This is a genomic window from Campylobacter sp. JMF_14 EL1, assembly GCF_027737585.1.
In the GTDB taxonomy this organism is placed as follows: Bacteria; Campylobacterota; Campylobacteria; order Campylobacterales; family Campylobacteraceae; genus Campylobacter_B.
In genome coordinates, this window is sequence record NZ_JAOVTW010000003.1 from 20,214 (window position 1) to 32,999 (window position 12,786).

Consider the following 12,786-nt stretch of genomic DNA (forward strand, 5'->3'; position numbering starts at 1 on the left):
CAATAAATGAAAAAATTTATTTATCTTTTTGTTATTGTATTTTTTTTCTTTTTAAGTTATGAAAAACAAAGAATTATTTTTTGTTATTTAGGTGACACTGCATCGTGCCATAATGTCGGCTACTGCAATGAAATTGGCGATAACAACACAAAAATAAATTTAGAAAAAGCAAAAAAATATTATGAAAAAGCCTGCCAAAAAGATTTTATGCCAAGTTGTAATAATCTAGGCTTGATTATGCAAAATGAAAATAAAATCACACAAGCAAGAGAGTATTTTGAAAAAACATGTGATTTGGGCGAGGTGAGGGCTTGCAATAGCTTGCGGGCTAGTTATTTTCAAAATGAGCCAAAGGAAATATACAAATCCGCCAAAATATCGGCTCATACTTGCGATAAATTTAACGAACCAACTGGATGTCTTTTTGCGGGATTGCTTTATATTGGTGCAGACGATGTGCTAGAAAAGGACAAAGTCGATTTAAAAAAGGGTGCATATTATCTAGGCAAGGGTTGCGATTTAGACCAAAACGAAAGTTGCTATCAACTAGGGGATTTTTATCGCACAAATAAAGAGCTCGAAAAATCAAATAAATATTTCAAAAAAGGCTGTGATTTAAATCACACTATAAGCTGTGCGGCTTTAATTGTTAATTACAGCATAGAGAAGCCAAGAGATAATGAGAAAATTACAAAATATGCGGAAAAAATATGCGAATTAAACGAGTCGTTTGTTTGCTATCTTTCAGGGATGATTTACATGGGATTAGATAAAACAATCAAAATCCCAATTGACACTGCCAAAGGCAAAAATTACCTAAAAAAGGGCTGTGCAGGCGAAAATAATGAAAGCTGTTATTATCTAGGAAGAATTTACGCTTACGATGAGAAAAATTACGAAAAAGGCAATAAATACTATAAAAAAGCTTGTGATTTAAATAACAGCAATGCTTGCAATTCGATTGGTTTTCACTACGAAAATGGATTTGGTTTTGAAATAAATTTAAAAGAAGCGTATAAATATTATAAAAAAGCGTGTGAAAATCTTAAAAATAATTATGGTTGTGGAAGTTTAGGATATTTATATTTGGTCGGAAATATGGCGAGTGATGTCCAAAATTCGCCCGAATTTTATGAAAAAAGTTGCAAATTTAACGACGGCGAAAATTGTGCAAATTTAGAAAATTTTCTTAAAAACTATGATTTTATCGATAGAGATTATAACAAAGCAAAAGAACTTTTAGAGTATTCTTGTGATGAAAAAGTGCCACAAAGTTGCGGTGTTTTGGGAACTATGTATGAATTTGGAAAAGGCGCTTCGCAAGATATTTTTGTGGCAAAGGAAAATTATAAAAAAGCGTGCGATTTGGGTTATAAGCTTGGTTGTGATGAGCTAAAAAGATTGGAAAATGACTAACGAATTTTATATGCGCTTGGCTCTAAATGAAGCGTGGAAATACCAAATTTTAACCTTTCCAAATCCTGCTGTGGGGTGCGTGGTCGCTGATACGCAAGGCAAAATTTTAAGTATAAATTCTCATAAAAAAGCTGGACTCTTACACGCCGAAGCAAACGCCGTTTTTGTCGCACTTTGCGAGATAAGCGATGAATTTTTAAATAAATTTTTGCAAATTTACGAAAGCGAATTTGGCGTGGATTTGAGCGAAATTTGCAAAAATCCGCAAAATCTAATCTACGGCGATTTTTTCGAAAATTTCGGGGCAGTATCCGCAAAATCACGCTTTGCAAATCAAATTTTAGAGTTTAAAAATCTAAACGCAAATTTCGTTTATGAATTTATTACGCAAAATCACGGCAATTTACTTAAAAATGCCACTGCTTTTGTTACGCTTGAACCCTGCGCCCATATCGGCAAAACGCCATCATGCGCCCTTTTGCTTAAAAATTTAGGCTTTAAAAAAGTCGTAATCGGCGTGGCGGATTTAAACGAAAAAGCTAGTGGTGGTGGCGAAATCTTAGCGCAAAGTGGCGTGGAAGTGGAATTTGGCGTTTTAAAAGATGAGTGTGGCGCGCTTTTAAAGCCATTTTTGCAGTGGCAAAATGGCGGGAATTTTAGCTTTTTTAAACTCGCATTTTCTGCAAACGGCGTGATTTCTGGTGAAATTTCAAACGCCAAATCTCTCACATTTTCGCACTATTTACGCAATGTTTGCGACGCTTTGCTTATCGGCGGAAATACCGTGCGCACAGATCGCCCGAAGCTCGATACTAGGCTGATTTGTGGTGGGAAAAATCCAGATATTTTTATTTATTCTAGGCAAAGCGAATTTGATAAAACTATTCCGCTTTTTGGCGTTGCGGGTCGAAATGTGCAGATCGCAAATGATTTGAAAATAGCCTTAAATTCGGGCTTAGTGATGATAGAAGGCGGGCAAAATTTGCTAAATGAAATCGCAAAAAGTGTAAATTTATTTCTGTTTTTCCGCTCAAATGAGCTCAAAAACGGGCAAAATTTCAGAAGCGATTTGAAATTCAAGCCACTTTTTACAGCCAAATTCGGTAGCGACGAATACGGCTGGTATGAGTTAGAAATCCGTATAATAAATGAAATTAAGGCTTCAAATTTAGCCTAAATTTTAAATTTAAAGCTTACTTATAGTTTTTTCGTAATCATCATCTATTAAAACGATTTTCTCGCCGTTGTTTAAAAAGCCCTTTATAAAATTTTGATTATCCGCTTTTAAATTTTCTTTTGTGCAGGTCGTATCATCAAGCCTATTTTCTATATCACAGCTATGTTTTTTGATTTTATCAAAATTTTCATCGATAAATTTATCGCTCATCGCTAGGGCTATAAAACGAATTTGGCACAAATATTTTTCGCTAAAATCGCTCCGCCAAGAAAACGGCACATAACAACCTTCGATAATTAAATTTTGCCCATTTTCTATGGCAGTTTTGATTATTTCACGCACGATTTGCCACAGATAGGGCGTTAGTGCTTCATCGTCATTTTGGGTAAGATTTGTATTTTTTGAGCGAATTAGCCCCATTTTTAGGTGATCGATTGAAAAAGACGAAAATTTATAAATTTCAACCATTTTTTGTGCTAAAAGCGTTTTGCCCGTGTGCGAAGCGCCCGTTATGAGTATAACCATTTTTTGCCTTAAACAAGAGCGATTTTTTTGGTTTCAAATTCGCCCGAGAAAAAATTTAGATAATAAAGCGTGTCTTTTTTCACGCTCAAACCCGCTAAATAGCGCAAAGCTAAATTTGCCGCAAAACTCGCTGCAAACATCACAATCGGCGCAGCAATTCCAGCTGGCGTGGCGTTTAAGTTGGGGAAAAATTTGAAATTCGCCTCGCTTACGAAGCAGACCTGCACCTGAAAGCTATCGACCGAGCTAAACACCCATGGCGTGGCAGTTTGCTTGGCAAACTCGTCGATTTGCGCGCGGGTGGCGAGATTGTCAGTCGCATCTAAAATCAGGTCAAATTTATCCGCACAATTCGCAAAAAATTCATCAGCTTTCATTTTGTGTGTATTCACACGCACTCCATCGTATCGAGCCTGCACGCGCTCTTTAAAAATATCGGCCTTGTATCGTCCCTCATCGCTAAGCGAAAATAAAATTTGCCTGTGGATATTATGAAGCGACACTGTGTCGAAATCGACAATGTCAATCCGCCCGATCCCGCTGGCTCCTAGCGCATACGCAAATGAGCTTCCTAGCCCGCCAGAGCCGATAATCAGCACGGATTTTTGCGCTAGGGAGTTTTGGGTATCCTCGCCCCAGAGCTGGATTTGTCTGTGGAAAAATTTCACGCAAAGCCTTTGTTTTTCAAATTTGCCTTAAAGCCCCAAAATTCCGTAGCTTCGCGCACGATTGTTGGGTCTATTTCGCACATTAGCGCGCCCTCTTCATCGCGCAATTCGTTGATAATCTCGCCGTAAGGATTCGCTAGGAAACTGCCGCCATAAAATTTAAAGTCCATATCGCCGAATTTCGCCTCGCCTATGCGGTTTGTGCGCACGATATACGCAGAGTGCGTGAAGGCTCGCATTTTAAGCAGTTCTGCCCAGCGCAAATTTGACTCAAATGTCGAAGCTGTGGGGATTAGCACGCAATCTACGCTTTCGTGGTCGAAGCGCTGCCACACCATATCAAAATGCGCTTCAAACCCAAAACAAACGCCAAATTTCACACCCTCGACCTCGAAAATCAGTGGCTCGAATTTGCCATTTTCGTGAATTTTGGCGTTTAGGAAAAACTCGTCCTCGTTCCAGTGCGAGTAGTTTATCAGCATAGTTTGATCGTAAAATTTCACGCCAGAGGGGCTAAAATGCGCGCAGGATTTGATCCATGCGATTTCGCCAGCCTCGCTACTGCTTTGGCGGATTATAGGCGCGATGATGTGTAAATCGTATTTTTTGGCCAAATTTTGCATTAGCTCCATTTTGTGTTCGCTTTGTTTTTGCGTGATTGAGCTTGGCATGTGTTTTAGCTCGGTAAAAAACGAATTGAGCGTGTATTCGCCCAAAACCACGATTTTTGCGCCATTGTCGTGGGCTATTTTCATATAATAATCAATGCGATTTTCGCTCATCGAAAGCGTGGCGAGTTGTAGAGCGCAGATTTTAATCATTTTGCACACCTTCGTTTATTTGCGTGATTTCAAGCTTGGCGTTTTCTAAAATTTCCTTCGCCTCTTTTAGCAGGCAAATTCCGCTTTTATACAGCTCTACGGAGCGATCTAGCGTGATGTCTTTGTCGTTTAAGCTCTCGATTAGCTCGCCTATTTTTTTCATTTTTTCTTCGAAATTATCTTGCATCTAAAACCCTTTTAATGATATAGTCAAATTTTTCCACCTCGACTAAAAATGCGTCGTGCCCGTAATCGCTGTCGATTTGCGTGTAAAACACGCGCTCTTTCGCGCCAAGATCAATCATGCATTTATACATTTCCTCCATTAAATTTGGCGGAAACAAAATATCGCCAGAAAACGAAATCAAAAATAGTTTCGCGCGAATTTGCGCCATGGCGTTTTTTAGCGAGCCATAATGCCTCGTGCAATCGAAAAGATTCATCATTTTTGCGATATAAAGGTAGCATAGCGGATCGAAGCGATGAGAGAAATTTACCCCATTGTAGTCTAGGTAGCGATCTACTTGAAACCTGCCGTCAAGCTCGTAAAGTCCGTCAGTTTCTACATAATTTCGCCCAAATTTTTCGTTCATCGAAGCAGGGCTTAAAAAGCTAATATGCCCAGCCATGCGACCTACCGCCATGCCATTTAGGCCTGATTTGGCGATTTCGTCTTTGTCATAATACCCGCCTTTGAAATTTGGATCGCTCTTAATCGCGCTGATTGCGATTTTATTAAAGGCGATTGCCCAAGGCTGCGTCGCATAAGTGGTGGCTAGTGCGAAAATATTTTCGGCGAAATTTGGGTATTCGATTGCGTAGCACAGAGCCTGCATACCGCCTAAACTCCCGCCGATTACGGCTTTTACCCGCGAAATCCCAAGCTCGCTTAGCAATCTAACCTGCGCCTTTACGACATCTGAGATTACAAGCACGGGAAAGCGTGTGCGATACTCCTTGCCGGTGCTATCGTCGATATCTAGCGGGCAGGTCGAGCCAAAGGGCGATGAGAGGATATTTATGCAGATGACGAAAAATTTGCTCGTATCTACTGCCTTGCCATCGCCGATTAGGCTGTCCCACCAGCCAGCCTTGCTTTCATTTTCGTATCTGCCAGCAGCGTGTGCGCTACCGGTTAGAGCGTGTGTGATGACAATGACATTTGATTTATCAGAATTTAGCTCGCCGTAAGTTTCGTAAGCTAGGTGAAATTTAGAAAAAACACGACCGCTCTCTAAATAGAGCGGTTCGTCAAAATAGTGGGTTTTGGTTTGGATTTTCACTGATTAACTCGGTAGTTTGGCGCTTCTTGCGTGATGATGACATCATGGACATGGCTCTCTTTAAGTCCTGCGCTTGTGATTTCGACAAATTCAGCTTTTTCTTGCAAGGTAGGGATATCCTTGCTTCCACAATACCCCATAGCGCTTCTTAGACCACCGACTAGCTGGAAGATTACATCTTTTAGCATACCAGCATAAGGGACGCGTCCTTCGATGCCTTCTGGGACGAGTTTTTCTTTGGCGGTGCCTTCTTGGAAATATCTATCAGAGCTTCCTTTTTGCATAGCGCCGATTGAGCCCATACCGCGGTATGTCTTATACTGGCGACCTTGGAAAGTGATTAGCTCGCCAGGGGTTTCGTAGCACCCAGCTAGCACGCTTCCCATCATTACTGAGCTAGCACCCGCTGCTAGGGCTTTGGCGATTTCGCCTGAGTATTTGATACCACCGTCTGCGATGATTGGAACGCCAAATTTAGCCGCTTCGTTTGCGCAATCTACAATTGCGGTAAATTGTGGCACGCCCACACCTGCGACGATTCTAGTGGTGCAGATTGAGCCCGGTCCGATACCGACTTTTATCGCGTCTGCGCCAGCTTCGGCGATATCTTTGATAGCCTCTGGGTTTGCTACATTTCCTACTACGACATCGACATTTAGCTGTTTTTTAAGCTCTTTTAGGGTGTTTATGATGCCTTTGGTATGTCCGTGAGCAGAATCCATTACAATCGCATCTACACCTGCTTCGACAAGGGCTTTTGCGCGATCAATCTGACCTACGCCAATGGCGGCTGCTACGCGAAGTCTGCCATAAGCGTCTTTGTTTGCAAGAGGGTATTCGATGCGTTTTTTGATATCTTTAATGGTAACTAATCCCTCTAAATGGTTGTTTTCATCAACAATCGGAAGTTTTTCTACCTTGGTGTTGCGGAAAACTTTCTCAGCGTCATCTAGCGTCGAGCCCTTTTTGAGCGTGATTAGTGGCATTTTAGTCATTTTATCGCCAACGCGCGCTGAGGTATCGCTTTCAAATCTCAAATCGCGGTTAGTTAAAATTCCGATTAATTTATGCTCGTCATCGACGACTGGAATTCCGCTAATGTGGTATTCAGCCATCAAATTTAGCGCATCTTGCACGCTGGCTGTGGCTTTGATAAAAATCGGATCGATGATGACGCCGCTCTCGCTTTTTTTCACTCTTTTAACCATTTTGGCTTGGCTTTCGATATCCATGTTTTTGTGGATTACGCCAATCCCACCAAGGCGAGCCATCATGATAGCTGTGCGATACTCAGTAACCGTATCCATAGCAGCACTCACAAGTGGCGTATTTAGAGTGATATTTTTGGTAAATTTTGTCTTTAAATCTACATCTTTTGGTAAAATTTCAGAGTATTGTGGCACCAACAAAACATCTTCAAATGTCAAAGCTTTTTTCAAAATTTTCATCTTAACCCCTTACGATTGTTTCTAAATTTAACCCGCCATCAAGCACCGTTTGTTCGTCATAAGCGCGTCCTATTAGTTGTGCGCTGATATTTAAATTCTGTGAATTTCTAGCTACTGGCACGGAAATCGCTGGAAGTCCTGCTAAATTTACGCCGATTGTGTAAATATCGCTAAGATAAGCTTTTAGCGGGTCGTTTAACTCGCCAAATTTATACGCCACATCAGGCGCAATCGGCATAAAAATCAAATCAGCCTCTTTTAAAATTTCCTCATATTCAGCCTTGATAAAGGCTCTGGCTTTTTGCGCTTTTATGTAGTAAGCGTCGTAGTAACCGCTACTTAGCACAAATGTTCCTAGAAGCATTCTGCGTTTGACCTCGTCGCCAAATCCCTCACCGCGGGTGTTTGCGTAAAGTTCGTTTAAATTTGACGCCTTTGCGCGGTTTCCGTATCGCACGCCGTCATATCTGCTTAAATTTGCGCTAGCTTCGGCTGTGGCGATGATATAGTATGTGGCGATATCGTATTTGGAATTTAGCAAATTTTTATAAATTATCTTGTGTCCGAAGCTTTTTAACTTCTCGATTGCCAAATTTAGCGCAGTTTTAATCTCATCGCTAGCCTCGTTTAGGTAGTTTTCGATAACTGCGATTGTAAGTTTGCGCTCGCTATTTAATTTATCAGCCGTGCTGATAAACTCGCCAGCGTAGCTTGTGCTATCCATAGTGTCGTGTCCTGCGATGATATCGTATAAAATCGCCGCGTCCTCGACATTTCCTGTAATCGGTCCGATTTGATCTAGGCTAGATGAATACGCCCCAAGGCCGTAACGGCTAACCCTGCCATAGCTTGGCTTAAATCCCACGCAACCACAAAAGGCTGCTGGCTGGCGGATAGAGCCACCAGTATCGCTTCCAAGGGCTGCGATTGCAAGTCCAGCTCCCACAGCAGCGGCACTTCCGCCACTGCTTCCGCCTGGGACGCGAGTGTGATCGAGCGGATTTAGAGTTTTGCCATAATACGAACTCTCTGTTGTGCTTCCCATGGCGAATTCGTCCATATTGGTGCGACCAAATGGAGCTAAATTTGCCTCTTTTAGCTTTTTGATTACGGTTGCGTCATAAGGCGCAATGTAGCCTTGCAGGATTTTAGAACCTGCCGTTACGCTCCAACCTTTGACTTGAATATTATCCTTAATCGCGATTGGCACACCTGCGCCACTTTCGTTTAATTCCTCGCCATTTAGCTGCTCGACATACGCGCCAAGGTTTTTATTGGCTATGATTTGGCTTTTTAAATCTGCGCGAAGTGCCAAAATTTCGCTAGGGCTCAGTTTCAAAGCCTCTTTTAAACTTATCATTTTTTATCCTTAAATTTTATTACAAATTTTATCCCCACGCCTATACAGACAAAGATTAGCGCGATTGTGAGAACTACTATACTAAAATGTTGAGGCGAACTAAGCATTTAGCACCTTTGCACATCTTGGGCATAGGCAATCTTCCTCTTTTGCGCTAAATTTCCAGCACCTTGGGCATTTAAATTTATCAGATTTTACAAGGCGGAAAATTTCATCGCCTATGCGAAATTCTGCCAAAGCATTGTCGCTGTTGCCATCTAGTGAGGTTACATCGCTTACCATAAACCAATCACTCACGCCCAAAATATCGTAAGATAAAATTTCATTTGAGCTAGTTTGCAAAGCGAGTTCTAGGGTCGATTTGATGATTTTATCTTTTTTGAGGGCGTCGATGATTTCGAAAAATTTCTCTCTTGATTGCTCTAAAATTTCATCATATTCGATAAAATCGCTAAATTCAATCGGCGCATAAACCAAATCAAAAGCGTCTTCTTTGCCGTTTTTAACGATACTTGGCGCGTATTGCATTACTTCATCGATTGTGTAAGTTAGCGTAGGCGCAATCAGAGGCAGTAGCGCTCTGGTGATTAGCACTAGCGCACTTTGCGCACTGCGGCGTCTTGGTTCGTCGATATGGTCGCAGTAAAGGCGGTCTTTGATGATATCAAGGTAGATTCCGCTTAAATCTGCGCTTAGGAAATTTAGAAGTTGGTTAAATCCTTTTGAGAAATCATACTCTCTAAAACTCTCTTCAACCGCGCCAAAAGTCCTTACTGCGCGGGTTAAAATCCACTTATCAAGGGTTGTGAAATTTGAGGTTTCAAGCTCTTCTAAATCGCTAACATTTGCTAGCAAAAAGCGAATTGTATTGCGAATTTTGCGGTATTGCTCGCTGACTTGTTTTAGGATATTTTCGCTGATTTTCAAATCTGTGGAATAATCGCTTAGCGCAACCCATAATCTCATAATCTCCACGCCGTATTCTTTGGCGACTTTTTGTGGAAGGACGATATTGCCCACGGATTTGCTCATTTTTTGACCCTTCTCATCGACGGTGAAGCCGTGAGTTAGGACGCTTTTATACGGAGCGAACTCATTTACAGCGCAACTTAGCAAAAGTGAGCTTTGAAACCAGCCTCTGTGCTGGTCTGAGCCCTCTAAATACATATCGGCTGGAAATGCGCCTGCGTCGTATTCGCCGCTTTTTAGCACGGCGTTCCAAGTAGAGCCACTATCGAACCAAACATCTAAAATATCGGTAACTTTCTCTAAATTTTCAGGGTTGTAGCCAGAACCTTGTGGTAAAAGATCGCAAATTTCGCTATCCCACCACGCATCGGCGCCTTTGGCTTTGAAAATTTCGTATAAATGATCCATTATTTTTTCATCGAAAATCGGCTCTTTTGTCGCTTTATCACGGAAAAACGCAATCGGCACACCCCAATCTCTCTGTCTTGAAATACACCAATCAGGGCGGTTTTCAATCATCGCTGTAAGGCGATTTTCGCCAGTGGCTGGGTAGAATTTGATTTTTTTGATTTCGCTAAGCGCGATCTGGCGCAGTGTTTTTCCGCCACTAAATTCCTTATCCATAGCGATGAACCATTGCTTTGTAGCGCGGTAAATTACTGGTTTGTGCGTGCGCCAGCAGTGTGGGTATGAGTGGGTAAATTTGCCGACTTTTACCACTGCATCGCCAAGAATTTCGACGATTTTTTCATTTGCTTTGAAAATGTGCATGCCGACCATTTCATCTACGACGCCAGCCCTAAATAGCCCCTTCGCGCGCAGTGTTTCATCAAAACACCCTGCCTCATCGACTGGCATTAGCACCTCTATGCCGTATTTTAAGCCCACGAAATAATCGTCCTCGCCGTGTCCTGGGGCAGTATGAACTAAGCCTGTTCCGCCGTCCATTAAAACATGTTCGCCTAGGATAAATTTTGAGCTTCTATCATTTAGCGGGTTGATTGCGTATAAATTTTCTAACTCTTTTGAGCTAAATTCTTTTAAAATTTCGCCATTTGTGATACCTGCGCCGATTAAATTTTCTAAAAGCGGTTTTGCAAGTATGAAATTTTCGGCTGTTAGGACATAGGTTTCGTTTGGATTTAGGCTGATTGCGCCGTTTGCTGGAAGTGTCCAAGGCGTAGTCGTCCAAATCACGGCTTTTGCGCCTTTTGCGCCGATTTTGGCGTTTGCTTCATCGCTTAAATCAAAAGCCACATAAATCGAATAATCCTCTTTGTCCTTATACTCGACCTCCGCCTCAGCTAGCGCGCTTTTTGCCGCCCAACTCCAAAACACAGGCTTGCTTCGTTCGATTAAAATGCCTTTTTTAGCGATATTGCAAAGGGTTTTGTAAATTTCAGCTTCGAAGTTAAATTTCAGTGTCAAATATGGATTTTCCCAATCCCCAATTACGCCAAGGCTTTTAAATTCATCTCTTTGGATATCGATAAATTCTTTCGCGTGTGCGCGACAAAGCTCGCGAATTTCGTGTTTGGTAGCTGATTTTTTCGCGTCGCCCATTTTGATTTCTACTTGTTGCTCAATCGGCAAGCCGTGGCAGTCCCAGCCCGGGACATAGCGGATATTTTCACCGAAAAAATAGTGGGTTTTTGTGATAATGTCTTTTAAAAATTTATTCAGCGCATGGCCGATATGCAGGTGTCCGTTGGCATAAGGTGGGCCGTCGTGGATATTAAAGCTAACGCCCGCGTTTTTGCGTTTGGCTTTCATTTTTTCATAAATTGCTCGCTCGTTATACCAGCTAGAAAATCGCGCTGGTTCGTTCGCTGGGAGTGAGCCTCGCATAGGGAAGTCCGTAGTAGGGAGAAAAAGTGTTTCTTTGTAATCCATAAAAAACCTTTAATTGTGTTTTAAAAAATTTGGTAAGTGTAGCAAAAAGGCTTTTAAAAAGGACTGAAAATGCAAGAATTTTTTATGCTATAATGGCAAAAATTTAAAGGTCGAAATTTATGAAAAATGTGATTTTAATCATCGGCGAAGCTATCCGCTACAATCCGCCATTTTTTAGCTATATTTTGCGCGAATACGAGCAGGTTTTCGGCGTGATTGATGATATTAAATTTATAAATGAAAACGATAAAAATTTGCCATTTTTGATAGAAAAAATGCTCGGCAAATACGATTATATCACGATTTTTGCGACAAAAGTGGCTTATGCAATCGCAGGGAAAATTCTCTCCACGCTTACGCTTGATACTTTGGAGCTTAAAGATTGTGGCACGCTAGCCCCCTCAGCAGCTAAATTTGTGGTAAAGGATAGTTTTTTGCTAGATATTAAGGGTTGCCTTGTAAATGTGTTAAAAGCAGACCCCTTGCAAAAACTGCCCCAAATTTTGCAAGATCCCCTAAACGAGGGCGAGGGGTTTTATCTATTTGACACAGACTATGCGAGCGCAAAAGCTAGACTTGAAAGCCTAGCGTTAAGCTATAAAATTTCATTTATCATCAGTGAATACAGCTCATTTTTGCTCTTTGTGCGCGCTAGCGAGCAGAAATTTGGCGCGCTGGATAAATTTTTAGACAGCGTGAGTAAATATTACGCAAACTCATTTATCGCACCTAAAAATTTCATCTCTCACGCTGTGGAGAAATTGCGAGAAATCGGGGCAAAAATCACATTTGCAGAGAGTTGCACGGCTGGACTTTTGGCGGCTAAATTTGGCGAAATAGCCGGTGTGAGCGATATTTTTGACGGCTCGGTGGTAAGCTATGCAAACGAGATAAAGCGCGCGTGGCTAGATGTGAGCGATGAGGTTTTGCAAGATTACGGCGCAGTGAGCGAGCAATGCGTCGCAGGTATGCTTGGCGGGGCATTGGAGAGTTCGGGGGCGAATTTTGCCCTAGCCATTAGCGGGATAGCTGGACCTGGGGGCGGAAGCGATGAAAAGCCCGTAGGAACGGTATTTATCGGGGCAAAAGAGCTTGGTGGGCGACAGATAATCGGCAAATTTCACCTAAACGGAGATCGCAACTATATCCGCGAAGAGGCCGCAAATATCGCAGTTTGCCTGCTTTTGAAATTAAGAAGTGATTTATTTTTAAACTAAGGAGAGAGT

The 12,786-nt window shown here is 41.8% G+C and carries 11 protein-coding genes; 3 read left to right on the forward strand and 8 right to left on the reverse strand.

Features of this window, described 5'->3' with window-relative positions; all coding sequences use genetic code 11:
* The first annotated feature begins 6 nt into the window (after nucleotides 1-6).
* Together OFN73_RS05245 and ribD are read left to right on the forward strand one after the other, a co-directional pair.
* Entirely contained in the window at nucleotides 7-1,416 is a 1,410-nt protein-coding gene (locus OFN73_RS05245) for a tetratricopeptide repeat protein (RefSeq protein WP_270862546.1), read from the forward strand.
* Nucleotides 1,409-2,593, forward strand: a complete 1,185-nt coding sequence (ribD, locus tag OFN73_RS05250; protein WP_270862547.1) for a bifunctional diaminohydroxyphosphoribosylaminopyrimidine deaminase/5-amino-6-(5-phosphoribosylamino)uracil reductase RibD — start codon at nucleotides 1,409-1,411, stop codon at nucleotides 2,591-2,593. Before OFN73_RS05245 ends, ribD begins: the two co-directional genes overlap by 8 nt.
* A gap of 9 nt (nucleotides 2,594-2,602) precedes the next feature.
* Here ribD and OFN73_RS05255 read toward each other — a convergent pair whose 3' ends face one another.
* The 8 genes from OFN73_RS05255 to ileS form a co-directional block, all read right to left on the reverse strand.
* Entirely contained in the window at nucleotides 2,603-3,118 is a 516-nt protein-coding gene (locus OFN73_RS05255) for an adenylate kinase (protein ID WP_270862548.1), read from the reverse strand.
* Nucleotides 3,119-3,126: 8 nt separating this feature from the next.
* Nucleotides 3,127-3,786 carry a HesA/MoeB/ThiF family protein gene (locus OFN73_RS05260; protein ID WP_270862549.1) on the reverse strand — a complete coding sequence of 220 codons (660 nt, stop codon included), beginning with the start codon at nucleotides 3,784-3,786 and terminating at the stop codon, nucleotides 3,127-3,129.
* On the reverse strand, nucleotides 3,783-4,607 hold the full coding sequence (locus OFN73_RS05265; protein ID WP_270862550.1) for a carbon-nitrogen hydrolase family protein: 825 nt from the start codon (nucleotides 4,605-4,607) through the stop codon (nucleotides 3,783-3,785). Before OFN73_RS05265 ends, OFN73_RS05260 begins: the two co-directional genes overlap by 4 nt.
* Complete coding sequence (gene xseB, locus OFN73_RS05270) at nucleotides 4,600-4,794, reverse strand: exodeoxyribonuclease VII small subunit (RefSeq protein ID WP_270862551.1); 195 nt, start codon at nucleotides 4,792-4,794, stop codon at nucleotides 4,600-4,602. The genes OFN73_RS05265 and xseB overlap by 8 nt, the downstream gene beginning before the upstream one ends.
* Complete coding sequence (metX, locus tag OFN73_RS05275) at nucleotides 4,784-5,890, reverse strand: homoserine O-acetyltransferase MetX (RefSeq protein WP_270862552.1); 1,107 nt, start codon at nucleotides 5,888-5,890, stop codon at nucleotides 4,784-4,786. Before metX ends, xseB begins: the two co-directional genes overlap by 11 nt.
* A complete protein-coding gene (gene guaB, locus OFN73_RS05280) occupies nucleotides 5,887-7,338 on the reverse strand; it encodes an IMP dehydrogenase (protein WP_270859254.1) in 1,452 nt (483 codons plus the stop codon). Before guaB ends, metX begins: the two co-directional genes overlap by 4 nt.
* Before the next feature lies 1 nt (nucleotide 7,339).
* The gene (gatA, locus tag OFN73_RS05285; RefSeq protein WP_270862553.1) at nucleotides 7,340-8,698 is read right to left on the reverse strand and encodes an Asp-tRNA(Asn)/Glu-tRNA(Gln) amidotransferase subunit GatA; all 1,359 of its coding nucleotides are present in this window, start codon (nucleotides 8,696-8,698) and stop codon (nucleotides 7,340-7,342) included.
* A 99-nt stretch (nucleotides 8,699-8,797) separates the two neighbouring features.
* Nucleotides 8,798-11,560 (reverse strand): isoleucine--tRNA ligase, encoded by a 2,763-nt coding sequence (gene ileS, locus OFN73_RS05290; RefSeq protein ID WP_270862554.1) that lies wholly within the window; start codon nucleotides 11,558-11,560, stop codon nucleotides 8,798-8,800.
* Nucleotides 11,561-11,679: 119 nt separating this feature from the next.
* Between ileS and OFN73_RS05295 the strand changes: the two genes are divergently transcribed.
* Entirely contained in the window at nucleotides 11,680-12,777 is a 1,098-nt protein-coding gene (locus OFN73_RS05295; protein WP_270862555.1) for a CinA family protein, read from the forward strand.
* Nucleotides 12,778-12,786: the final 9 nt, after the last annotated feature.